The organism is Leptobacterium meishanense (genome assembly GCF_037645805.1).
Taxonomy (GTDB): Bacteria; Bacteroidota; Bacteroidia; order Flavobacteriales; family Flavobacteriaceae; genus Leptobacterium_A; species Leptobacterium_A meishanense.
Genome location: NZ_JBBEXE010000002.1, coordinates 108086 through 130142 on the forward strand (window position 1 = coordinate 108086; position 22057 = coordinate 130142).

Here is a 22057-nt window from a genome sequence, read left to right on the forward strand (position 1 = left end):
GTATATGGTATTATAAGAAGGAAAATAATACACTTAAAAGATACATTAGAAACAAATGGGAATAGTAGAAAAAGTAAATAAGAAACTCTTAAACAAAGGGTTTTCATGGGACGACATAGATGTGTTATGGAAAGAAATGAAGGGTTTTTATGAATTCCATGATATGGAACGCAAGGGAACAAAAGTAATAAGTGAAGTGATTGATGAGCGGTTATCTCAAGACACAAAATGGGGAGAGCAGAACCATCGGCCAATGGAATGGCTGAGCATTCTTGGCGAGGAAGTTGGAGAGGTTAACAAAGCATGTCTTGAAACATATTTTAACTACCCGGAAAATGGAGGTTATACAGAAATGAGAAAGGAGGTTATACAGGTGGCAGCTGTGGCTGTGGCTATTGTGGAAAGCTTAGACAGGAATGAACTTAAATATCATAGTAACCCAAAAGAATAAGTAACATGGAAACACTACAAATTAAAAAAGATGATGCTTTAAAAGCTCATAGAAATGCAAAAAAATCAGGTAAAGAATTACTTGAAAACTTATTAGGAAAGAAAACCTTTCTAAAGGAAGTAACTGAACGAATTAAAACCATTGAGGACGTTTTGAAAGACAACTGCATTACCCAAGAAGAATTGGATAAAATGTTCGCCAATGCGCCTGAACATTTAAAGTATCAGTATATCGCTGAATTATTATGTAAATCTTTAAATGAAGAATGGACACCCGATTGGGAGGACGGAAATTACAATAAATACTTCCCTTGGTTCAAAATGAGTTCTTCGGGCTTTCGTTACGACGGCTGCGATTACTGGGGTACGTTTTCGTTTGTCGGCTCTCGCCTTTGCTTTAAAAGTACAAAGTTGGCAAGATACGCAGGGGAGCAATTTACCGATGTGTACAGAAAATTTATGATAATCTAATAACACTTAAAACAATGAAAAAATATACAGATTTAAAAACTTTTGAAGATGCTTGTAAAGTATTAGCATTAGACCCTAACAATGTAATTCCCGATTTCTCTTGTTATCCTGAAAAAGACAGAGTTTCAATGATTGCTCATGCAAAACTTGTAATTATTGTTAGAGCAGCGAATCAGTTAGCTAATGACGGTAAAGAATGGATTCCCGACTTCACAAACTATAATGAATATAAATACGAGGCTTGGTTTGATTTAAGTGGGGGTTCTTCGGGCTTTCGTTTCTACGACTACGCTTTCTGGACTACGGGTTCGGTTGTCGGCTCTCGCCTTTGCTTTATTTCAAGAGAAGTATGTGAGTATATAGGAAAACAATTTATTGAATTGTACAAAGAATATTTCTTGTAAAAATAAAGGTTGTGTGATATAACGAGCCGAGTTCTTCGAGCTTTCGTTACAACGACTACGATAACTGGAATACGAATTCGAATGTCAGCTCTCACCTATGCAAAATATTTACATCACAGACCTTGCAAACATTGCAAAAAATCACAGAACTAATAAAGGCGCTGGTACAACTATAGAAGGCGACTTTTTAAAAGCAAAGGCATGAAACGAATAGGAAATTTATACAGTAAAATTATAAGTATTGAAAACCTTACTGAAGCAGACAAAAAAGCACAGAAAGGAAAATCAAAACAGTACGGAGTTCATGTTCATAACAAAAATAGAGAGGATAATATTTTAAGGCTTCATCAATTACTAAAAAGCAAAGAATACAAAACCTCGAAGTATGACGTTTTCAACGTGTACGAACCAAAAGAACGAGAAGTCTATCGATTACCTTATTTCCCGGACAGAATTACACATCACGCCATTATGAATATTCTTGAGCCAATTTTTGTATCAACTTTTACGAGTGATACATATAGTTGCATAAAAAGTAGAGGTATTCATTTGCTATTAAGAAAGTTGAAAAAGGCTTTAAAAAATGAAGAAGAGACTACCTATTGCTTAAAAATTGATATTAAAAAGTTTTACCCAAACATCAATCACGATATATTAAAGCAATTATTAAGAAGAAAATTTAAAGACAACGACCTTTTATGGCTGTTAGATGAGATAATCGATAGTGCAAAAGGAGTACCTATCGGAAATTATTTAAGTCAATACTTTGCTAACTTCTATCTCACTTATTTCGACCATTGGATAAAAGAAGAGTTAAAAATTAAGGATTACTTTAGGTATGCCGATGATATTGTGATACTACATAACAACAAATCTCAATTACATGCAACACTATACAAGATTAAAGAGTATTTGAACAGCAATTTAGCTCTTGAAATAAAAGGTAATCACCAAATATTTCCGGTTGAATCAAGAGGAATAGACTTTGTTGGATATGTGTTCTATCATACTCATATTTTATTACGAAAACGCATAAAACAAAATTTTGCAAGAAAGTTAAAGAGAAACCCAAACACACCTTCAACACCTTCTTATTTAGGTTGGTTGCAACATTGTAACGCAAAACACTTAACTAAAAAACTATTACTAAATGAATAATTTTAAAGACTTCAATATAAAACCAAAAACAGCAACTTTTGTTGGTGAAAAAATTCAGGTTTTAAGGCTTTTTAATATACCAATTAAAATATTGGACTTTAAAATAGAACCTTCAAAAAAGAAAGAAGGAACAGAGCTTTTAACCCTCCAAATTGAAAAAAGGGGCGAAAAAAGAGTAGTGTTTACCGGTTCAACAGTGCTTATTCAAATGATAAGAAAAGTACCGGAAGATAAATTTCCTTTTATAACGACCATAAAAGGAGATAATGATTACTATGAATTCACTTAATAGTGTATAAGTTAAGAGGTCATAAGATAGAGATAAGGAATGACAAGTGGGTCTATTCTGATACCGGAGAATTAACATCTGAAATATGGAAGGATCGTCATTGCGGACATTGTGGAATGGGTTTCACCGAGGAAGGACATGACGGTTGTATTGGAACACTTTCGGGAGTGATGAATGCATGTTGTGGGCATGGGGATGTTAAACAGGCTTATATTCAATTTACAGATGGCAAAATAGTTAGAGCAGAAGAAGCTATAAGAATATTTAATAAACAAAAAATGGATAGAAAATCTGTTCAGTAACTTAAATAAAAAAAGCATAAATGTACACACAAAATAGCATAGACAAGGTACGAGAGGCAGATATCGTTCAGGTTGTTGGCCACTTCATAACACTAAAAAAAGAAGGGGCTAACTATAAGGCAAAGTCGCCGTTTGTTGATGAGAAAACGCCCAGCTTTGTTGTTTCCCCGGTTAAGCAAATATTCAAATGTTTTTCTACCGGCCAGGGAGGGGATGCTATTAAGTTCGTAAAGTTATATAAGAATCTCAGTTTTATTGAGGCCGTTAAGGCAATAGCCGGTATTTGTAACATTCTGCTTGAGGAGGAAGAGTTAAGCGAGGAACGGAAAAGCCAAATAAAAACAGCACAATCATTAAAGGCTCTGAATGACAATGTGGCGAAAGCGTATGCAAAGCAATTGCAACACCTGCCACATACGCATTGGGCAAAAAAACTCCTGCAGGATCGCGGCTATGATAATGATGCCATCATTGAGTTCCAGCTTGGTTATGCTCCGGGCAATTTAGTAAGCAAAGCAGTTGTAAAAAACGGTACACTTGAACTTGCTAAAGAAACAGGGTTAGTCAAAACCAGCGCTGGGACTTCTTATGACTTCTTCAAAGAGCGCATCATTTTCCCGATACACAACAAACATGGCCAGGTTATAGCCTTTGGAGGAAGGCGAAGTGATGAAGAGGATGTTGCCCAATATGCCAAATATTTAAACACTTCAGAGAGTGTTATTTATAATAAAAGCAAAACACTCTATGGTTTGTATCAGGCGCAACGTTCGATAGCCAAAAGCAATTATGCGGTTCTTGTAGAGGGCTATACAGATGTTATTACCCTTCACCAGCACAACTGTACAACTGCGGTGGCCACCTGTGGCACTGCCCTTACCTTTTCACATGCCAAACAGTTGGCCCACCTTTGCGAACATATTATTATTTTAAGGGATGGCGACAAAGCAGGCATGAATGCTATTTTAAAGGAAAACGGGGATATTGACACCTTATTAAGTGTCGGGTTAAAAGTATCTGTTTGTGTGGCCATGGATGACGAAGACCCTGACAGCATGTGTAGGTTGCCCGAAATGGATATTGTTGCATACATCAATGAGAATCATGAGGATGCACTTTTATGGAAAGCAGCCCTGTTGTTGGATGTTGCTAATGATGATCCTACAGATAAAGCCAAGAGTTTAGATAAACTGATAGCTTCTTTAACAGTTATTAAGAGTGAGGTAGTACGAAAAGAATATGTAAAAAGAATAGGGAGCTTATATAAGCAAAGCCCCCGTACTATTGAAAAATCTGTTAAAACATTGATTGCCGAACAGGAAGCAGCCGCATTAAAGAAGGCGGAGCGTAATGGGGAGCTTGATTTTGAACAGCATCTTGGATTACCGAAGGGGGCCGATAAGGATCAGTTTGTAAAAGACCGTTTTGCTGTTTGTGGAAACACCTATTTTTTTCAAGGCAATAATGGGTTTTTTAAGGGGACAAATTTTAAAATAACTCCCCTGTTTCACATTTATGGCAGGGCTGATAATAAAAGGCTTTGCGAGGTGGTTAATGAGCTTGGCCATAAACGGCTGGTTGATTTTGAAAGCAAGGATTTTATAAACTTTACTAAGATTCAGGAAAAGCTGATTGAGGAAGGGTATTTTGTTTGGCTGCCGAATACTCAAAATATCCATTTTAAGCTTGTAGCCCAAAAGATACTGAACGACTTTATAATGGCATACGAGTTAAAGACCCTGGGATGGCAAAAGGAGAGGTTCTTTGCCTTTGCCGATGGGGTTTTCCATAGTGGGCATTTTCAGGAAGTGAACAAATATGGAATTATACAAGTTGAAACGTCAGAAAATGTAGCGAGTGAATATACTGAAGAAGTAAAACACTTTTACTCCCCGGCATTTTCAGAAATTTATAAGGCTTCCCGGGAAGATGACGACCCTTATGAAAATGACCGTAGTTTTGTGTACAAGCAGGCTCCGGTTAGTTTTTCAACCTGGATGAAGCAAATGTGCTTGGTGTATAAAGATAAAGGGAATATCGCTATTGCGTTTGCTATCGCTTCGGTTTTTAGAGATTATATTATAAGCAGGCACTCCTTTTTTCCACATTTATTTCTATCAGGAGAAAAAGGATCGGGGAAATCAAAATTCGGGGATAGTATTGCCAATGTGTTTACCTACAAACTGGCCCCGTTTGATTTGAACTCGGGAACATTGGTGGGGTTTTACCGGAGGTTGGCACGAATAAAAAACATTCCGGTGTTTTTTGAAGAATTCCATGACAAGATAGACGACAGGATGTTTCAGTCATTAAAGGCAGCATATGATGGCCGTGGCCGCGAGAAAGGAAATATTACCAGCGATAACCGAACCACCATCTCAAAAATTAATAGCAGCTGTATAATAGCCGGCCAGTACTTATCCAGCCGGGATGACAACTCGCTAACCTCCCGCTCCATTATCAATCATTTTATCAAACCTTCCGAAAACTTCACCAATGAAGAAGTTGGAAATTATGACCTGTTAAAGTCATGGGAGGAGCAGGGCCTGAGCAGTTTTGTGTTGGACATCCTGAAGCATAGGAACCTTATTGAGCAGAATTTTCATAAAGCTTTTTCCAGTAATATGCAGCGTTTTAAAAACGACCTTTTGGAGTTTGAGTATCAGGAACGCATGTTAATGAATTATAATGCCATATATACACCGGTTTCCATTCTTCAAAGCTATTTTGATTTCCCATTTACGATAGAAGAATTTTACAAACAATGCCTCAATGGTATTATAGACAACAGCGAACTGATTATTGAGAGTGAAGGTATTGCAGAGTTTTGGAAAGTACTGGAGCACCTGTTTAAGCACAACATTATTAGAGAAGGTTTTGATTTTGTTATTGATAAACCCATCGATGTAACTGTCAACCCGAAAAAGGAAACTAAAGAAACTTATAAAAACGCAGAGCGGCATCCAATTCTGTTTTTACGGCTTAATAGTGTGCACCAGGAATACCACAAAGAAGTTAGCAAACGTGACGGGGTAGATGTTATAGGCGAAAGCACTATTCGCAACTACTTTAAAAGCAAGAAGTATTTTATTGGCCCAAAATCCGGCCATAGGTTCAATGACGGGGTAAAAAGCTGTTACCTGTTTAATTATGATATGATGAAAAAACAAGGCATTTTAAACTTAGATAAAGAGAACGTCCCGATGCCGGGCAACAGTAATGAAAGCAAAGACAAATTACCTTATTAAAACTTAAATATGAAAGCATTTTTTGACATCCGACCGGCCACTAGAGACGACATGAAAATTAGCCCTTATCAAATGAGGATAGGGCAACTGTTTTTTCTTGTGAGTAAGCTAACAGGGAAACCGGAAGGTGTTTATCAAATTACGGAAGACACCGATCCTTACGACATAAAGAACTGGCTGGAAAACAATATGATTTATGTCCCGGTAACTCCCTTGGATAATAACGTAACTATTGAAGAGTAATGACTGGTTAGTGTACATTTTTGAATAGCGTTTTTTAAGCTCTCAGTATTTCTGAGGGCTTTTTTTATAAAAATCCCCCGCGCCCCCTTTAATAAAAATTAGGCGGTTACAAATTAGAGAGGTAAATATGGTTCAACAGTTCAACAGTTCCTACAAAATGTATATTATGCATTATAATTATTTGATTATCAGTATTTTAAATAATTATATTTTGTTGTGATTTTTGTAGGAACCTGTTGAACCTGATTTTTTAGGTTCCTACAAAAAAGAGGTGGTTCCAACAGGTTCAACAGCTTAACTATTTGATTTTTAATATGTTGAACTGTTAGGCCTAAAAACATTAAATTATGAATATAGATGTCCTATTTTTATGATTATTTGTCATGTAAGTTTGTTTTATGTAAAATAACACAGATATGGCAACAAAAAAATCAATAACTGTTTACGAGCGGATTTTGAAGAAAGTAAAAGGAAAACCTGTTACAGAACGAAAAGAGGTTAAAACGGACGACACCGAGGAAGGCGTGAAGAAAACCATCCACTACCTTCAAAAAAAAGGCATAGCCCATTTTGAAGTTGATGATAATGCAGCAGGCTTAAAAAGGATATATACAAAGACCCTGTCGGGAAAAAATTATGAGATAAAAACAATTAAATTATAGTTTTTATTTATATAATTTAGTATTTTTATAGTAAACATTTATAGTGATAAATATGCCCGGAACCATAACGCTTAATATTCCGTTAAAGACCTATCTTAAAAAATACCTGATCCAAAAATATGGCGACACACACTATGTGAGCCGCCGTTCGTGGTTGGGTAAATACCTTATCAGTATTTTAGATAAGCAGTACCGAAAGGCAAAAGTTGATATCAGTAAGGATTCATTTTATACCATCAGTGTCCCTCCGACGATTGTAAAGGAAGTAGGATTTAATATTTCGGCTGTAAAAATGAAATATCTTGAAGAAATGATCCAGAAGGTATTTCTAAATGATTTGTATAGTTATATTGAAATTTCGGTTGGCAGCCGGCTAAAGTTTTTAAATAAAGAATATGATTCTATTAATAAACAGAATACAATGCAGGCGATTGTTCAGTTTTTAAAGTTTTATGAGATTGCAGAAGATGAAGTCAGCATTGATTCGCTATACAGAACCTTTTACAGATACCGAAAAAGTGACAAAAGCCTTCATGATATAAAATATAAGGTTAGGAATGCCGTATAAACAGTGCGTTTATTAATAAGACAGTTTTCGGAAATCTTTTTTATGTCCTAAATAATATATAATGGAGACGGTGAATACAGCTTTGAAAGAACAACCCGGGGGATGGTTTAATGTGCAAATTGCTACTACAGATGAATTAACCTTTTGCCCGGATGTATTGACCAATGAAAATGCCGGCTCTGTTGTTGTTACGCCGGCTTCAAACGGGCTGGATATACTGCCTGTTGCCGAGAGTATAAGAATTAATGAATCGATTGACAAAACAAAGTCGGGGATTATATATACCATTAAAGGAGAGTTTGAAATTCCATACCAGTCAAAGGCTCTCGACACGTATTTTAATGATTGTATCAATAAAAAAGTTGTCTTGTTCGCTATTAAGCGTTACGGGCAACAAAAATTATACGGCTCAAAAAAATTTCCCCTGGAGTTTTCTTATGATCCCGTTAACGGACAAAAGTATGAAGACGGCAACAGCATACGTGTTACGGTAACGGGCAAAATCCCTCAAAAGCCTGTGTTTATTAATGATTGACGGGTTCCTGTTTTTCTGTCCTATTTTAAAAATCAATCCGAAATTAAGTTTGTAATGTGCAAAAGGCATGTTATAAATGAATAAAGGTAATTACAAGGGTTATTACAATATTGTGAAAAGTGCTTCATCAAAGGAAGCAACTATCCATATCTATGGTATTATAGGAGGTTGGGATTTTGAAGAATGGAAGCCTATAAATACTGCGGATAAATTTGTAAAAGACTTCCAGGTAGTTGAAAAAGAAGCTGATACTATTCATGTAAAGATAAATTCCCCGGGAGGGAATGTATGGGACGGCTTACCTATCTACAATACATTAAAGAATTCAAAAAAGACAATATATACCTATGTGGACGGCATTGCCTATTCTATGGCCTCCCTTATAGCGTTGGCTGGAGATACTGTATATGGGTACAATAATAGCATGCTAATGTTTCATAACGGCAGCACATATTCTTTCGGTAACGCAAAGGCCATGAGAGAAGAGGCGGCTACATTAGACCAGTATGATGAGGCATTGGGTTCTATAATTGAAGAAAAGCTAAAAATCACATCGAAAGAAGTAAAAGAGAAATATTTGAATTATTCGGATAATTATTTTGTCGGAAAGAAAGCAAAAGAGCTAGGTTTTTTTGATGAAATAATTACATCGGAAGAAGTTGATGTTCCTGAGGATATTACTAAAATGTCTCCAATGGATGTCTTTAAGCATTACGCTACGCTGAATTTTTCTTCATTAAAACAACAAACAAAAAACAGAGAAACAATGAGCAAATTAAATGTGCCTTTAATTGAAGCTGTCCTCGGTGCTTCTTTTTCTGAAGGCGAAAATGAAAACGGTATCATCCTTACCGATGAGCAGGCCATGGCGATTGAAAACAGGTTATCGGAAAATGATAAAACAATTTCAAAGACCAATGAGAATATAAAAAAGCAAAACACTAAGATAAGCAATTTTAAAGCTACCCGTGAAACGCTTACCACGGCGATACAAAAAGCACTTAAAACAGCAGAAGTTGAAGGGACAGAAGCTATGAGCAATGAGGAAGGCATTACTGCACTCTCCAATTTAATTGCCGAGTATGGCTCGCAGGATGGCGTTGAGGGAACCAAACCGCTAAGAGGTACAGATGATAACTATGACGATAAACCTAACGTGGTTGGTGGGATGGATATTTCAGCAGCAATGAATAATTAACTTAAAAAAACAGATACAATGGCTATAGCTACCACCGATTTAGTTACCCAGTTTGGAGACTTCTATATTCCTGAAGGACAAAACGAAAACAGACTCCTAAGCGCAGTACGCCAAAAGACAGTTACTACGCAATATGCAAAAACAATTATCCATGATGGGGAAGTATATAGGTTCAGTAATGTACAATTGACTGAAATTGTACAACAGTTTCAAAAGCAGTTTACACCAAAAGGGGATGCTACTTTTAAACCAAACGAGATTCGATTAAGAAACATTAAGACTGATTTATCACTTTATCCTGATGATGTGAAAGGTTCCTGGCTTGGATTTCTTCAGTCTATGGATGATCAGGAACGTAAAAATTGGCCTATTGTACGCTACCTTCTTGAAAAAGAAGTGATTCCGCAACTCCATCATGATATGGAATTAAAAGCCTACTTTAAAGGGAGTTATGTAGCTCCTACGGTTGGCACTGCAGGAAGCACCGGGCAAACAATTGACGGGGTTAAAAAATTACTGGATGCCGGGGTACTTGACTCGTCCATGCAAAGTGTGGCATTATCTGCTTCGGTAACGCAAGCAAATGCTTTTGATTTGGTGGAGGAGTTTGTGGATAGCTTTGATCCGCTGTTGGAAGGCACTAAAATGCGAGTGTATATGGACCCTAAAATTTTGCGTTGGTATCATCGTGATAAGCGTAATACACATGGTGCTGATGTTAATTATGATCCTGCAAAACCGGTAGTAGACTTTTCTACCTGTGAATTGGTAGGGCTTCCATCTATGGCAGGCGAGAAATACTTTTGGGCCACTCCGGCTGATAACTTCTTGTACCTAAGAAGGGAAAACGGCATGAAAAAACCAAGAGTGGAAGAAAGCAAAAGGGAGGTTTATTTGATGATGGACTGGTGGGAAGGCCTAGGCTTTGGTTATAATGAACTGGTGTACGTTTCAACTTGGTTATAAATTATAAAAATTAGTACAAATGAAAAAAGATCAATTATTGGCCCGTGCCCAGGAACTTCAGATTGAGGTTCCTGAGGGAGCTACAAATAAAGAAATAAGTAATCTCATCAAAATTGCCGAGCATCCTCAGCTTGTTGCTGATTTGGCTACTGCAAATGCTGAACTGGCATCATTACGGAAAGCGTATGATGATTTAGCTAATAATAAAATAGCTTCAACTTCGGAAACAGAAAAGGGAGCTGTTTACAAAACTACCGATGGCGTATATGAGCTTAAAGTGAAGTCGTTCCGATATAAAGGGCAAAAGTATAAGGCTGAAGAAGCTGTGAAAGATGAAGCCTTGATGGATGAATTGATAGCAGCAAAATTTGTTCACTTAAAAAAGGCATGATATGGCTATTAATGTAGAAAAAATAGGAGAGACACTTAGTGAGGTATCCGGAGGGTTCTCACATACAGAGGTGTATGTGGGGTTTTTAGAAAACTTTGCCTCTTTGAGCGAGCCTAAAGAACGGGAAGGAGCTAGCGCGGCTCTTACATTAGAGGAACTAGTTGCCATTACTGCCGACCATACATTTAATCTTGGTTTTGGATTTACCAAAATTAAAGCTATAAAGGAATCCGTATTATTGGAAACTACTCAGATAGGGGATGCCAATAAATCGCCTGTTAATGAGAATAAGCTGACCATTCAGATGTTAGGCTCGGAGGCTGCTATATTAGGTTTTAAGCGTCTTGTAAAAGGCCGCGATCTGATAGTGCTGGCCACGGAATTTGCGAGTGGGAATGTACGGCAGATAGGTTCTGCCAAATTTGCAGGAAGGCTGTTGGAATCCAGTACTAAGATTGAAGCTACTGTGGAAGGTGAAAATGCCGCTACACTGGTATTTCAGGACAAACAAAAATACGACGCTCCTATTTATCAGGGGCTCATAACATTGCAGACACCTTAATATTCTTCATAAGTTAGTTGCATTTTATGTTTAATCAGTGAAGCCACTCTGTAAAAGGGGTGGCTTTTTTATGTCCTACTCTAAATTTTTGACAATTGCCATTTTTACATCATGGATGTCAACACGTGGTTTGAAAATGGGTGCAATTATCAGGAAGGCATTACTGTTTATGCTTCCTTAAAAGGGCACAGCCCTAATTTGGTGCGCTTGTTTTTACGAGGCCAAACGCTGCGAAATGAGGAAAAATTAAAGTATGAGCTGGGCAAGCACCGGCAAAGGCCTAAAAGGCACTCTACTGCTGATAAAGAAGCTAAAAAGAAAGCCCCCCGGGGGGTGTCTCCGGCAATAAAAGAAGCTGTTATAAACCCGCCCCACCTGCCAGCTAATTACTTTTACCGGTTGAACCAATTACACCCCGGCCTCCACCAACTGGCTATAAAGCAGCGTAATGATTTCCAGACGGCAATTGCGGCCAAACTGCGATTAAATGAACTACATCCTGAAGAAGAAGGCGAAGCGCTTAAGTTGTGCCTTCAGATAGAAGATTTGTTTGACGCGATTGAATCGGCTCAAAAGGTATTGTCGCACTATGTAATGCATAAGGTGGTACTGAACCTGGAGCCTATGAGTTTTTCGGATTTAACGCCTGCGCAGTTGTTGCAACGCCGAAATAATAAGCGTGCTGCTATTGCCAAGTTAAAGGGCCGGATAGCCGGCTATAAAAAGCAACTGGCTAATGAGATGCCAACGGCTAAAAAGACAAAGTTGAAAACACAACTAGAGAAGATCCACCGGAAGCTGCTTCAACATGAGATAGAACTGCAACAGTTGAATGAACTAATAAAAATACCATGAGTACAATACTAGCTCCTTTGGAATGGCGCACTGAAAAAATACCGGTTAAGGATTTGGTTCCTTATGACTATAACCCCCGAAAGATAACTCCGGAACGGTTGGAGAAATTAAAAACGAGCCTTGAAAAGTACAACCTGGCGGAAATTCCTGCGGTAAATACTGATAAGGTGATCATTGCCGGCCATCAGCGCGTAAAGGTTTTAATGGAATTGGGACGTGGCGATGATGTGATTGATGTACGCGTGCCTAACAGAACGCTGACGGAACAGGAGTTTAAGGAATACAATGTAGCTTCTAACGTTTCTGTGGGGTACTGGGATGTTGATATCTTGGAGGAGTGTTTTGCGGATATTGACCTGCTTGAACTTGGTTTGGATATTAATGCGATTGAGTTGCCTGAAGATATGCTGCCTGAAGAATTAAGGCAAGAAGAGGAAAGTGAAACCGATCTTACACCTCCTGAAATACCAATTACTGTTTTTGGTGATGTATATGACCTGACGAGCAAGCAAAAAGGGTTACAGCATAAAGTGGTGTGTGGGGACAGCACGCAGGCTTCGGATTATAAGAAGTTGCTTGATGGCCGGCAATTTAATTTAGTGGTTACCGATCCGCCATACAATGTCGATTATCAGGGAGGCACAAAAGACAAGTTGAAGATTAAAAATGATAAAATGGACAGTGATTCTTTTTACACGTTTTTGTACTTGTTTTATCAGGAAGCATTTTTCAACTCCTGTGCCGGCGCTCCTGTCTATGTCTTTCATGCCGATAGTGAAGGGGCGAATTTCAGAAGTGCTTTGAAGGATGCCGGATATAAATTTGCACAATGTTTGGTGTGGGTTAAGAACAGTATGGTGATGGGCCGGCAGGATTACCATTGGAAGCATGAGCCTATTTTATATGGCTGGAAAGAAGGAGTGGCCCACCCGTGGTATTCTGACCGAAAGCAGACAACGGTGTTGGAATTTGACAGGCCTGTTCGTAATGCCGACCATCCTACCATGAAGCCTGTTGATATTATCAGTTATTTGATAAAGAACAGCTCGAAGCAAAAGGATGTTGTCGGCGATTTATTTTTAGGAGGGGGTTCTACCCTAATTGCCTGTGAGCAAACCTGGCGCAATTGTTATGGGCTGGAACTCGACCCTGTTTATGTGGATGTAGATGTTAGAAGATGGGTTCAATACATGCTGGACAATGGATTGGATTTTGAAATTAAAAAAAATGGTAAAATATTGGATACTTATGAATGGAAAAGATACATAGATAAGTAGTATCTTTGAAATGTCGAATCACTCAAACAAAAAAGGATGGCTATTTTTTATCTAAAATATAGGCAGGTGTCGGTACGCAGCAATGCCCCGGGGTTTATATCCTGCCTATTTGGTTTGAGTGAACCCGACAACGCCTGCCTTACTTTATACAGCCATGATTGACAAAACTGCCGAAATAACTTCTTTTTTAAAGGCGCATTATACTCCCGGTACGCTACTGGATACTAATAAAGAACTACAACTATCTACAATAGAGGTTTTGGATATGTTGTTTCAAATTTTTCCGGTTGGATGTATTGATGATTACGATTTGCATGACATTTTAACGCGCTTAGGCTATGCTCCCAAAAAGAGAGGGATTAAGGAATTTGTTTGGTGTTTAAAAGAGGTTGTATAACCATATTTTCCTGTCCTATTCTAACTTTTTGACAATTGCCATTTTTACACCATGGCAATACAATTCCCTATCATAAAAACCGGCGACTCTACCTTTGATAAAATTTATGCGTATTACAAAGACCCTTCGAAATATCCGCTAACAAAAAAACAAACGGAATTGAAGGAGCGTTGGCTGGCGGCGTTTGCACTACGACAAAATTTCCACTCAAGAGAACAGGCTTCCAATGTGCTGATGGAAAAGTATGATATTAGCCGTGCACAGGCGTATCGGGATTTAAAGGATGCCGAACGGCTGTTTGGAAATATAATGAAGGCCGACCGAGACGGCTCGCTGGCTATTCTCTATGAATACTCCCACAAATATTTGCTGATGGCTGTAAAAGCCAAAGATTTAAAGGCTATTGGAAAGGCCCTGGAGCTAATGGGCAGGTATTCCGAGATTGATAGGGAAACTGCCATTAATTTTAATCCGGAAAAGCTGGAGGACAAGCCTATTAAGGTGAGTGTGCCAAAAGAGGTATCGCAGGCCATTGTAAAGGCATTGTCCAAAGGGACTGTGGATTTTAATGATTTTGCGATAGATGTGGAACATGAGGAAGTAGAAGATGAGTAGGCCGGGCCGTTTTAGGGAAGTTGTTTTGAATGCCGCTCAATTGGCGGCTGTGTTGGCGGTAACTATATTAAAGAAGACCAAGATTTTTTTAGAATGGGGCAGGGGAACCGGTAAGTCGTTTATCCTGGCGTTCTTTATGAAGAAGATGGTAGAGCAAATGCCCGGAGCTTCTTTTGCACTGGTAGGCTCTACCTATCAGCAAATTTTGTCGCGGACATTGCCTTCTACAAAAAGAGGCTTGGCAGATTTGGGGATTTATGAGGGGTATGATTATGTGGTTGGAAAGAACGGCGCTAAATACGGTTTTGCCTCGCCTATATATTCGCCGGACAAATGGGATAATGTAATCCACTTTTCAAACGGGGCAGTATTTCAACTGGTGTCTTTAGATAACCCGAATAGTGGGCGCGGGCTAAATTCTTTTGGTATTATAGGAGATGAGGCTTCTTTATTTGACCCGGAAAAATTGTTCAATAATGTAAAGACAACCAACCGCGCTAAGGAAGCCCGGTTTGAGAATGCTACATTGTTAGGGGCTGAAATATATGCCTCTTCCACGCCACTTACCAAAAAGGGGCGGTGGTTTACCGATATGGAAGAAGTAGCGAAACGGAAGCCTAATAAGTATGCTTTTATTAAAGCGTCTGCCCTGGTTAATAAAATGAACCTTCGCGCCGACTGGTTTGAGGAGATGAAAGATGAAAGCCCTTCTGACCTTATCTACAATGCGGAAATCTTAAACATAAGGCCCCGGGAGATATTGAATGGGTTTTACCCGCAACTGAACCCGGACAGGCATTACTACACAGATTACAACAATGAGTATCTTGAAAGTATTACAGGTAATTATACGAAAGCATCTTTTAACTGCCTGCAAGATAATGATATTGATAAGCAGCGGCCACTGATATTATCTATAGATTGGGGGACTTTCCTGTCGGCGGTGATCAGTCAACAGTTGCCTAATAAGTATCGTGTGCTAAAATCGATGTGGGCCAGTCAGTCGTCAGAGTCGCAGGACTTGGAGGATTTGGTCAACGATTTTGCAGCGTATTACGAACCGTTACCTACTAAGGCAGTACATCTGTATTATGGCCATGACGGGAATGCCAGGGTGCGCAGAGGAACCAATGAAACCTACGGTGATATGTTGGTGCGCCTGCTACAGGCAAAAGGTTGGACAGTATATGATAAAAGCAAAGGAAAGCCTGTGGCACCGCATAATGATAAGTATATACTCATCAATATGATGTTGAAGGGGAGCCGATCGCGTTACCCGGGGATTGAGATTAATGAGCATAACAATGCTGATCTTATCATTGGCCTGGAACGTGCAGAAGCTGCAGAGGGGAAGAATGGAATCCAAAAGGTTAAAAAAGATGAGCGCAATATAAGCATGAGGCAGGAACATACTACCCACCTGCCTGACGCCTTTGATATCCCCATCTATGCTATCTATAAACATTTACTCAAGCCCGAACGCGAACATTGGGATTTACCAATGACGCTGTAACTTAAACTTCATATTTCCTGAAAAAATCAACATGGCAATTGTCATTTTTCAAAGGATGCGGCGTAGTTTTGCTTCAAAAAATAGATTTTAAAGGATTTTTTTTGATTTTAATTAATTGATAATAAACAAGTTGAGTTTTTAAAAATGAGATTAGGCTATTAAAAACAGCACAAAAAGGCAGCATAAACCTTGTTTTTGATGAAAAACTACCCTGAATTATGGAGTTTTATAAAGTTTTTTCTTGGATTATATTAATACTCAAGGTTGTTGAGTTTTATGATTCTATCTATGTTCATGGCGATTAGTTTAATTTTTTTATTGGCATATTCTAATTCAGATTTTACTTCTTCAACTTCATCCTCCAGTTTCTTTATTTTTTTTTCAAAATCCATTAGTAATCGTTTACATTTTCATTCAATAGAAAGTCGTTTGTAATATTTGGGAAGGCTCTTTTTATTTTTATAAGAAATTGGTACGAAGGGTAATATCGTCCGATAAGCAACTCGCTTATATATGATCGGGAACAATTTAGCCGTTCAGCCATTTGAGACTGATTAAGTTCTTCTTTTTCTATAATCACCTTCATTTTCTTTTCAAACTTCATAATTGAAAGATACGAACCTATGCTGGCTCATAATAGTTATAATCGTTAACAGGAATGAAAAATTCGTTGAAAATTACGTAAAAACCATAATTAATTTACTGTTAATATGCAACTATTTAGAAATCAATTACTTTCGATTTACCGAACAAATTATACATTATATTAGCCACCGAAATAAAGCCTGAATCTATGAGTAAGATAAAAATAGAGTCCCAAATTGCTGATACACTTATTCGGTTTAAAGATATAATGGAGCGGCATACAGCTTCACAACGGCTGATTCATGATGCGATTTTACGGATAGAAGAAGACACGCTTACTGCCGAAGAAATTAAAATTACTAAGGATATTCTGCATGCCTGCCTTTCATTATCCTTTATTTTAAAAGAGAACGAAAGAGAAGTTGAAACCTTTATGAACTATCACGATCATTGAAAGCATTATTTTAGTTTTCTTTTCGCCCGTTATTAATGGGCTTTTTTATTGTCCTATTTTAAAAACTCTTATGCTCCGAATTTAGCAATATGAAAAAAGCAATTTCTTTAAACGGAGCCATTGCTATTATTGATAAAGTAGACGGGGCAGGAAAGGCGGTTCCTTTTGATATTGCCTTCCGGTCGTTGCAAAGAAATTCCAAAACCGGTGGAAAATTTTATGAATACAAACAGGCAAGGAAGTTTCGTTCCGAAAAAAGCAACAAACATCTCAGCATAAAAACTGTTCAGACGGCGGAGATTATAAAGCGGAACCCTAATCACTTTCATAACCGGACGCGAAATTTAGTCTTGCAAAACGGAGACATAAAAAAAATTCATATTCGGTTAATTATATCCATTAACGGCCAAAAAGTTATTTATTGATGAGTACAGTATTTCATGGAGATATTGCAATTACAGGACAGAATACAAAAGCGCTGGTTTCTTTTTCTTCTGCTAAAAGTACGGATAGTAATGTAACGAGTGTGCTTTTGCATACGGAGGAGAGTACGGGCAAAATTGCTGCCTGGGGGAAAAATAATGATTTTCCTCAGAAGTTGCTAAAAAAAATCAGGCTCAATGGTGCTGCGCTTTCCGGTCTTCGCGTTTCACGTAAAGCGCATTATGGTTCCGGGTTTATTCTCGCCGAGGAGAAGTACGAAGATGGTAAACGCAGTATAGTTCCAAAGAGCATTAATGAGTTTTCCTATATCAAAACATTTTGGGTTAAGAACCAAATGAAACGTTTTTGGAAAGAAACCATTACTGATTTGGAATATTTTGCGATTGCTTTTCCTGAGTATGTCTTGTCAAAGGATTTTAAAACCATCAACCGGATCAAGCGCCAGAAAACTGCCGATTGCCGTTTTGAGGTTATGGACGATGGCACACGTTCTGTACAAAATGTCTATCTCTCTGCCAAATGGGCCGAGGGGGTTGATGCGGTATCGAAGTTTGTTTCGAAGGTTCCGTTGATAGATAGTTATTGGGGGGCAGAGGAAGTAAAAGAATATTGCAAAAAAAACAAGATATATAATTTTATAAGGCCCATCTTTTATCCTTTAGTGGATGAGAATTATTATCCGAAGGCGGAATGGCATTCGGCGATTAATAGTGGTTGGTTGGATGTGGCCAACTCGATACCGAAATTTAAAAAAGCGTTTATTGAAAACCAGTTGAATGTTAAGTTTTTGATCGAGGTGTCGGAAGAGTATTTTGACCGAAAGTATAAAGAGGACTGGGTTTCTTTTACTGCGGAAAAACGGCAGGAGATACGGGTACAATTTGTGGAGGAGCTGGATGAGGCTTTACGTGACACTGCCAACGCGGGAAAAAGCATCATGTCTGTGGTGTATAAGGATGATAATGGGAACCCGTTGCCTGGGTTAAAGGTTACAGCTGTTGATAATAAGTTAAAGGACGGGGCGTACTTGCAGGATACATCTGCGGGTAATCAAGAAATTTTAACGGCTATTGGGGTTGACCCATCGTTGATTGGCGCAGGGATACCCGGTGGTAAATTGGGGGCCGGTTCCGGTTCGGATAAGCGCGAAGCATGGTTTATTTTATCAGCGCTTATGAAGACGAACAGGGAGACCACGCTGGAACCTTTTGAGTTTATTCAACAATACAATGGCTGGCCGCCTGATCTTATTGGTGGCTTTGAAGATACGGTGTTAACAACCTTAGATAAGAATCCTACAGGAACCCAAAAAGCAGCGCAGTTATGATTATAAAAGATACGGCCACCCTCCGGAAGTTTTTGTCGGTCAATGGTTCAGTTGACCATGATAATGTTGCCCCTTATTTGATAAAAGCCGAACGAACTTTTTTGAAGCCGCTTATCGGGGCCGCCCAGTTAGCTGTTTTTGACGAGGCGGTTACCGACGCTATTGTTAAGGGGGCACAGGAATTGGCACAGGAAGCGGTAGCTAATTATGGATATTATTTGTATCTGCCTATCGGGGCCGTACAAATAACCGATAGTGGAATTCATGTAATGGAAAATGAGCAAACCCGCCCGGCTTCTGATAAGCAGTTTAAGGAGTTGCAACGTTCCTTTAAAGTAGCCGCGCATGAGGCTTTGGATGAGCTCTTGGCTTTTATGGAGTTGAGCGCTGATAAATTTACTGAGTGGTTTCAATCGGAAAGTTATACGGTTTATAAAGATTTACTGGTTAACAAAACATCCACCTTCAATACTTATTACCATATATTTAACAGCCGGCAGACGTTTGTGGCTCTGCGGCCTACTATTAAAGTGGTAGAAGACCAATTTATAAAACCTGTTATTGGCGAGGGACTGCTTGCTGCGTTAAAAACCAATCAGAGTAACACATACCGAAAAGAAGTGAAGAAATTGCTGCAGCAGTCTGTTGTAGCTTTTACGATTATGAAGACCGTGGATAACGGGCTGTTTGTATTGGATGCAAAGGGAATACACCTTCGCTTCGATGAGCTTCCGTATGAAAAGACAATAACCAACCTGAACCTTAAGATTAATGACTTCTTAATTCGTACCAAAGCCAATAAACAGGTTGAAGGTGAGGAATATTTAAAAATGGTGTTGCAAATTATAAAAGAGCAACCGGCAGAATTTACAGAATATGTGGAAAAAGTTGCCCCCAATTATATAAACCTAACCAAAACAAAATCTATTGTAGGGCTATAAATACTGTCCTATTTTAAAAATAAAAGGCAACGGATATTTGAATCATGATACGAATTTTTAGTGTGTTGCAGCAAGGGGTTAACAATGTAGTCGCTTTTTTTACATGCGATTCGGAAACCATTACCTGTGATCGCGAAGACATAACCTGTGATATTGATTAACTATGGCATTTAACCCAACAATCGGCTTAGGATCAACCCCCAACGATGGGCAGGGCGCCGGCTTGCGTACCAATATGGGCAAGTTGATAGAGAATGATAACTATTTGAAAGCCCAGGTTGATGCGTTTGCCAACAGTACGCCAGGAGTTGTGAGCAATGGCTCAATTACTCAATTGACACCATTGGATGCTAGATTTTTTAATAACGTTGAGTCTGTTGGAGCTATAAAGATTACATTGCCGCAATCATACACGTCTACAAGGATTACGTTGTTTATCAGCATATTCGACAGAGAATCAAGTGAGTCTGTGGAATTAATAATTTCGGGTTATAATTATCTTGCTAATTCAGAATGGCTTTTTACAACTGTTCAAGTTCTTGCTTCTTTAGCTGATAGAAATTATCCAGTAAGGTTTGGACATGATGGATCTAAGTGTTGTATATATATTGGTGAATTGAACAGCAGTTGGAACCCTACAGTTGTGGTTACTAAAGGCATTTTTTCTTTTAATAGTAACAGTTCTGATAAATGGTTAACGGGTTGGAATATTTCATTAGAAACCAATTCTTTTCAAAATGTAACACAGATAAAAACTAACAATTTAATTGTAGCACAATGAAATTTATAACATTACATAATAATTATTTAAACCCTATAAGTGGTCAAGCTTTTGAGAATGTATTTATCACAGACGGATTTTTAAAGGATGATCCTGATAATAAAAGATTAGAGGTTTCGCTTCGGCTCCAACACAAAAAATTGGTTTATGAAATTGATTTTTCGGGAGAAAATCCATCTAAAATTCAGGTAGAAAAAACGGAAACCATTGCAGAGACTGTGTTGGTTTTTGATTCGTTTGAACGCCCTACTATGGTAACTATTGACAATAATCAAGTGAATTTATTTCAATATTTAGAAGGAGGGGGACAATTACAAGGAGATGAAGAGATACTAGTTGGCTATCCAACCTATGCTTCCGCACAAAAATACTTTGTGAAAGACAATTTGGGAGATAAACTTATAATTAACCCTGCTTTAGAAGCTTTATATCAAAAGCTGGCAACACTTTTCATTTTAGAAGGAAAAGATAAAAATGGACGGCCTATTGGTTTTTTTGGAGAAAATATAGGGGTTCAGTTCAATTTTGAATAATATGGAGCAATGGCTTTTGGATAATATGTTTTCTATTATAACTGCTTTATTTGGAGGCGGTTCTTTTTTTGCCTACATAACAGAGCGCAAAAAACGAAAAATAGAAGAGAAACAATTAACTGCTGATGCGCTGTCAAAGATGCAGGAAGCTTACGATAAGTTTATGGAAGATTCGCTGATTCGGTATAAAGATTTGCGGGAGGAAATAGATGATTTAAAAAAGAAATTAGTCGATGTTAAAACTCAATTGAACAATGAAAAAAGAAAAAATAGTCTTTTAAAAAATGAATTTGAGAACTATAAAAAAAAACATTCATGAAAAGAATAACGGAACAGGACTATATAAGAGCTGCTCAAATTTTGGATTGTGAAGTGGCCGTAATAAAGGCCGTTGCTGATGTGGAAAGCCGGGGGAGTGGTTTTAATCGTGATGGTACACCCAAAACACTTTTTGAAGGGCACTGGTTTCATAAATTCACAGATGGAAAGTTTACAGGAATATGGAAATACAGATCGATTTCTTATCCTCGCTGGACAAGAGTTTTTTATGGAAATCAAACTATTGAAAAGAAGCGATTGTCTTTAGCAGCTTCCTTAGACAGGGAGGCAGCATTGAAAAGTTGTTCCTGGGGGAAGTTTCAAATCATGGGATTTAATTATGATAAATGCGGGTTCCGCACGGTACAGGAATTTGTGAATGCCATGTATGAAAGTGAGGGGGCGCAGCTTCAGGCGTTTGTTAATTATATAAAGAACCGTAGGCTAGATGATGAGTTGAGGGATAAAAACTGGTCAAGGTTTGCCTATTACTATAATGGCAGTGGATACCGCGCCAACAAGTATGATGTGAAGTTGGAAAAAGCCTATTTAAAGTACTTATAAAAAGAA

General features: G+C 38.2%; 30 protein-coding genes. 28 read left to right on the forward strand and 2 right to left on the reverse strand.

The annotated features are described in order from the left end of the window. Positions 1–55 precede the first annotated feature (55 nt). From WBG21_RS02565 to WBG21_RS02660, 20 genes are all read left to right on the forward strand, one after another. Positions 56–451: a nucleoside triphosphate pyrophosphohydrolase family protein gene (locus WBG21_RS02565; RefSeq protein WP_340074498.1), complete on the forward strand. Its 396-nt coding sequence runs from the start codon at positions 56–58 to the stop codon at positions 449–451. Between the two features lie 5 nt (positions 452–456). Then, positions 457–921, forward strand: coding sequence for a hypothetical protein (locus WBG21_RS02570; RefSeq protein WP_340074500.1), 465 nt, complete (start codon positions 457–459; stop codon positions 919–921). 14 nt (positions 922–935) lie between these two features. Continuing rightward, the gene (locus tag WBG21_RS02575; protein ID WP_340074502.1) at positions 936–1325 is read left to right on the forward strand and encodes a hypothetical protein; all 390 of its coding nucleotides are present in this window, start codon (positions 936–938) and stop codon (positions 1323–1325) included. Between the two features lie 201 nt (positions 1326–1526). Beyond that, positions 1527–2483, forward strand: coding sequence for an RNA-directed DNA polymerase (locus WBG21_RS02580; RefSeq protein WP_340074504.1), 957 nt, complete (start codon positions 1527–1529; stop codon positions 2481–2483). Continuing rightward, the gene (locus WBG21_RS02585) at positions 2476–2772 is read left to right on the forward strand and encodes a hypothetical protein (RefSeq protein WP_340074506.1); all 297 of its coding nucleotides are present in this window, start codon (positions 2476–2478) and stop codon (positions 2770–2772) included. Before WBG21_RS02580 ends, WBG21_RS02585 begins: the two co-directional genes overlap by 8 nt. A gap of 116 nt (positions 2773–2888) precedes the next feature. Continuing rightward, positions 2889–3074 carry a hypothetical protein gene (locus WBG21_RS02590; RefSeq protein ID WP_340074508.1) on the forward strand — a complete coding sequence of 62 codons (186 nt, stop codon included), beginning with the start codon at positions 2889–2891 and terminating at the stop codon, positions 3072–3074. A 20-nt stretch (positions 3075–3094) separates the two neighbouring features. Next, positions 3095–6322 (forward strand): DNA primase, encoded by a 3228-nt coding sequence (gene dnaG, locus WBG21_RS02595; RefSeq protein ID WP_340074509.1) that lies wholly within the window; start codon positions 3095–3097, stop codon positions 6320–6322. A 9-nt stretch (positions 6323–6331) separates the two neighbouring features. Continuing rightward, positions 6332–6565 carry a hypothetical protein gene (locus tag WBG21_RS02600; protein WP_340074511.1) on the forward strand — a complete coding sequence of 78 codons (234 nt, stop codon included), beginning with the start codon at positions 6332–6334 and terminating at the stop codon, positions 6563–6565. A 416-nt stretch (positions 6566–6981) separates the two neighbouring features. Continuing rightward, entirely contained in the window at positions 6982–7227 is a 246-nt protein-coding gene (locus tag WBG21_RS02605; RefSeq protein WP_340074513.1) for a hypothetical protein, read from the forward strand. Between the two features lie 52 nt (positions 7228–7279). After that, the gene (locus WBG21_RS02610) at positions 7280–7795 is read left to right on the forward strand and encodes a hypothetical protein (RefSeq protein WP_340074515.1); all 516 of its coding nucleotides are present in this window, start codon (positions 7280–7282) and stop codon (positions 7793–7795) included. A gap of 61 nt (positions 7796–7856) precedes the next feature. After that, the gene (locus WBG21_RS02615; protein ID WP_340074517.1) at positions 7857–8330 is read left to right on the forward strand and encodes a hypothetical protein; all 474 of its coding nucleotides are present in this window, start codon (positions 7857–7859) and stop codon (positions 8328–8330) included. A gap of 76 nt (positions 8331–8406) precedes the next feature. Further along, positions 8407–9528 carry a head maturation protease, ClpP-related gene (locus WBG21_RS02620; RefSeq protein WP_340074519.1) on the forward strand — a complete coding sequence of 374 codons (1122 nt, stop codon included), beginning with the start codon at positions 8407–8409 and terminating at the stop codon, positions 9526–9528. An 18-nt stretch (positions 9529–9546) separates the two neighbouring features. Continuing rightward, on the forward strand, positions 9547–10494 hold the full coding sequence (locus WBG21_RS02625) for a hypothetical protein (RefSeq protein ID WP_340074521.1): 948 nt from the start codon (positions 9547–9549) through the stop codon (positions 10492–10494). Positions 10495–10513: 19 nt separating this feature from the next. After that, a complete protein-coding gene (locus tag WBG21_RS02630) occupies positions 10514–10885 on the forward strand; it encodes a hypothetical protein (protein ID WP_340074523.1) in 372 nt (123 codons plus the stop codon). 1 nt (position 10886) lies between these two features. Next, positions 10887–11447, forward strand: coding sequence for a hypothetical protein (locus tag WBG21_RS02635; RefSeq protein WP_340074525.1), 561 nt, complete (start codon positions 10887–10889; stop codon positions 11445–11447). A 111-nt stretch (positions 11448–11558) separates the two neighbouring features. Next, positions 11559–12302, forward strand: a complete 744-nt coding sequence (locus tag WBG21_RS02640) for a hypothetical protein (RefSeq protein ID WP_340074527.1) — start codon at positions 11559–11561, stop codon at positions 12300–12302. Next, complete coding sequence (locus WBG21_RS02645) at positions 12299–13579, forward strand: DNA modification methylase (protein WP_340074529.1); 1281 nt, start codon at positions 12299–12301, stop codon at positions 13577–13579. The genes WBG21_RS02640 and WBG21_RS02645 overlap by 4 nt, the downstream gene beginning before the upstream one ends. A 118-nt stretch (positions 13580–13697) precedes the next feature. After that, positions 13698–13976: a hypothetical protein gene (locus WBG21_RS02650; RefSeq protein WP_340074531.1), complete on the forward strand. Its 279-nt coding sequence runs from the start codon at positions 13698–13700 to the stop codon at positions 13974–13976. Between the two features lie 51 nt (positions 13977–14027). Then, entirely contained in the window at positions 14028–14591 is a 564-nt protein-coding gene (locus WBG21_RS02655; protein WP_340074533.1) for a hypothetical protein, read from the forward strand. After that, a complete protein-coding gene (locus tag WBG21_RS02660) occupies positions 14584–16104 on the forward strand; it encodes a terminase large subunit domain-containing protein (protein WP_340074535.1) in 1521 nt (506 codons plus the stop codon). The genes WBG21_RS02655 and WBG21_RS02660 overlap by 8 nt, the downstream gene beginning before the upstream one ends. Before the next feature lie 251 nt (positions 16105–16355). On the opposite strand, the gene WBG21_RS02665 is transcribed toward WBG21_RS02660, so the two are convergent. Together WBG21_RS02665 and WBG21_RS02670 are read right to left on the reverse strand one after the other, a co-directional pair. Continuing rightward, complete coding sequence (locus tag WBG21_RS02665) at positions 16356–16496, reverse strand: hypothetical protein (protein ID WP_340074537.1); 141 nt, start codon at positions 16494–16496, stop codon at positions 16356–16358. Beyond that, positions 16496–16708, reverse strand: coding sequence for a helix-turn-helix transcriptional regulator (locus WBG21_RS02670; RefSeq protein WP_340074539.1), 213 nt, complete (start codon positions 16706–16708; stop codon positions 16496–16498). The genes WBG21_RS02665 and WBG21_RS02670 overlap by 1 nt, the downstream gene beginning before the upstream one ends. A 189-nt stretch (positions 16709–16897) precedes the next feature. Between WBG21_RS02670 and WBG21_RS02675 the strand changes: the two genes are divergently transcribed. From WBG21_RS02675 to WBG21_RS02710, 8 genes are all read left to right on the forward strand, one after another. Then, the gene (locus tag WBG21_RS02675) at positions 16898–17143 is read left to right on the forward strand and encodes a hypothetical protein (protein ID WP_340074541.1); all 246 of its coding nucleotides are present in this window, start codon (positions 16898–16900) and stop codon (positions 17141–17143) included. Between the two features lie 89 nt (positions 17144–17232). Next, positions 17233–17568, forward strand: a complete 336-nt coding sequence (locus WBG21_RS02680) for a hypothetical protein (protein ID WP_340074542.1) — start codon at positions 17233–17235, stop codon at positions 17566–17568. Next, positions 17568–18914: a hypothetical protein gene (locus WBG21_RS02685; RefSeq protein ID WP_340074544.1), complete on the forward strand. Its 1347-nt coding sequence runs from the start codon at positions 17568–17570 to the stop codon at positions 18912–18914. Before WBG21_RS02680 ends, WBG21_RS02685 begins: the two co-directional genes overlap by 1 nt. Then, complete coding sequence (locus WBG21_RS02690; RefSeq protein WP_340074546.1) at positions 18911–19855, forward strand: DUF6712 family protein; 945 nt, start codon at positions 18911–18913, stop codon at positions 19853–19855. Before WBG21_RS02685 ends, WBG21_RS02690 begins: the two co-directional genes overlap by 4 nt. 163 nt (positions 19856–20018) lie before the next feature. After that, positions 20019–20636, forward strand: coding sequence for a hypothetical protein (locus tag WBG21_RS02695; RefSeq protein ID WP_340074548.1), 618 nt, complete (start codon positions 20019–20021; stop codon positions 20634–20636). After that, a complete protein-coding gene (locus WBG21_RS02700) occupies positions 20633–21169 on the forward strand; it encodes a hypothetical protein (protein ID WP_340074550.1) in 537 nt (178 codons plus the stop codon). The genes WBG21_RS02695 and WBG21_RS02700 overlap by 4 nt, the downstream gene beginning before the upstream one ends. Position 21170: 1 nt before the next feature. Then, positions 21171–21488 carry a hypothetical protein gene (locus tag WBG21_RS02705; protein ID WP_340074552.1) on the forward strand — a complete coding sequence of 106 codons (318 nt, stop codon included), beginning with the start codon at positions 21171–21173 and terminating at the stop codon, positions 21486–21488. After that, positions 21485–22051: an N-acetylmuramidase family protein gene (locus WBG21_RS02710; protein WP_340074554.1), complete on the forward strand. Its 567-nt coding sequence runs from the start codon at positions 21485–21487 to the stop codon at positions 22049–22051. The genes WBG21_RS02705 and WBG21_RS02710 overlap by 4 nt, the downstream gene beginning before the upstream one ends. Positions 22052–22057 lie beyond the last annotated feature (6 nt).

Coding starts and splice junctions, on each gene's coding strand:
- WBG21_RS02680 (WP_340074542.1), top strand. CDS start 17,233: ATGAAAAAAGCAATTTCTTTAAACGGAGCCATTGCTATTATTGATAAA.
- WBG21_RS02705 (WP_340074552.1), top strand. CDS start 21,171: ATGGAGCAATGGCTTTTGGATAATATGTTTTCTATTATAACTGCTTTA.
- WBG21_RS02625 (WP_340074521.1), top strand. CDS start 9,547: ATGGCTATAGCTACCACCGATTTAGTTACCCAGTTTGGAGACTTCTAT.
- WBG21_RS02685 (WP_340074544.1), top strand. CDS start 17,568: ATGAGTACAGTATTTCATGGAGATATTGCAATTACAGGACAGAATACA.
- WBG21_RS02665 (WP_340074537.1), bottom strand. CDS start 16,496: ATGGATTTTGAAAAAAAAATAAAGAAACTGGAGGATGAAGTTGAAGAA.
- WBG21_RS02645 (WP_340074529.1), top strand. CDS start 12,299: ATGAGTACAATACTAGCTCCTTTGGAATGGCGCACTGAAAAAATACCG.
- WBG21_RS02710 (WP_340074554.1), top strand. CDS start 21,485: ATGAAAAGAATAACGGAACAGGACTATATAAGAGCTGCTCAAATTTTG.
- WBG21_RS02600 (WP_340074511.1), top strand. CDS start 6,332: ATGAAAGCATTTTTTGACATCCGACCGGCCACTAGAGACGACATGAAA.
- WBG21_RS02640 (WP_340074527.1), top strand. CDS start 11,559: ATGGATGTCAACACGTGGTTTGAAAATGGGTGCAATTATCAGGAAGGC.
- WBG21_RS02585 (WP_340074506.1), top strand. CDS start 2,476: ATGAATAATTTTAAAGACTTCAATATAAAACCAAAAACAGCAACTTTT.
- WBG21_RS02700 (WP_340074550.1), top strand. CDS start 20,633: ATGAAATTTATAACATTACATAATAATTATTTAAACCCTATAAGTGGT.
- WBG21_RS02575 (WP_340074502.1), top strand. CDS start 936: ATGAAAAAATATACAGATTTAAAAACTTTTGAAGATGCTTGTAAAGTA.
- WBG21_RS02655 (WP_340074533.1), top strand. CDS start 14,028: ATGGCAATACAATTCCCTATCATAAAAACCGGCGACTCTACCTTTGAT.
- WBG21_RS02605 (WP_340074513.1), top strand. CDS start 6,982: ATGGCAACAAAAAAATCAATAACTGTTTACGAGCGGATTTTGAAGAAA.
- WBG21_RS02610 (WP_340074515.1), top strand. CDS start 7,280: ATGCCCGGAACCATAACGCTTAATATTCCGTTAAAGACCTATCTTAAA.
- WBG21_RS02565 (WP_340074498.1), top strand. CDS start 56: ATGGGAATAGTAGAAAAAGTAAATAAGAAACTCTTAAACAAAGGGTTT.
- dnaG (WP_340074509.1), top strand. CDS start 3,095: ATGTACACACAAAATAGCATAGACAAGGTACGAGAGGCAGATATCGTT.
- WBG21_RS02590 (WP_340074508.1), top strand. CDS start 2,889: ATGGGTTTCACCGAGGAAGGACATGACGGTTGTATTGGAACACTTTCG.
- WBG21_RS02620 (WP_340074519.1), top strand. CDS start 8,407: ATGAATAAAGGTAATTACAAGGGTTATTACAATATTGTGAAAAGTGCT.
- WBG21_RS02580 (WP_340074504.1), top strand. CDS start 1,527: ATGAAACGAATAGGAAATTTATACAGTAAAATTATAAGTATTGAAAAC.
- WBG21_RS02615 (WP_340074517.1), top strand. CDS start 7,857: ATGGAGACGGTGAATACAGCTTTGAAAGAACAACCCGGGGGATGGTTT.
- WBG21_RS02630 (WP_340074523.1), top strand. CDS start 10,514: ATGAAAAAAGATCAATTATTGGCCCGTGCCCAGGAACTTCAGATTGAG.
- WBG21_RS02635 (WP_340074525.1), top strand. CDS start 10,887: ATGGCTATTAATGTAGAAAAAATAGGAGAGACACTTAGTGAGGTATCC.
- WBG21_RS02570 (WP_340074500.1), top strand. CDS start 457: ATGGAAACACTACAAATTAAAAAAGATGATGCTTTAAAAGCTCATAGA.
- WBG21_RS02695 (WP_340074548.1), top strand. CDS start 20,019: ATGGCATTTAACCCAACAATCGGCTTAGGATCAACCCCCAACGATGGG.
- WBG21_RS02690 (WP_340074546.1), top strand. CDS start 18,911: ATGATTATAAAAGATACGGCCACCCTCCGGAAGTTTTTGTCGGTCAAT.
- WBG21_RS02660 (WP_340074535.1), top strand. CDS start 14,584: ATGAGTAGGCCGGGCCGTTTTAGGGAAGTTGTTTTGAATGCCGCTCAA.
- WBG21_RS02675 (WP_340074541.1), top strand. CDS start 16,898: ATGAGTAAGATAAAAATAGAGTCCCAAATTGCTGATACACTTATTCGG.
- WBG21_RS02670 (WP_340074539.1), bottom strand. CDS start 16,708: ATGAAGTTTGAAAAGAAAATGAAGGTGATTATAGAAAAAGAAGAACTT.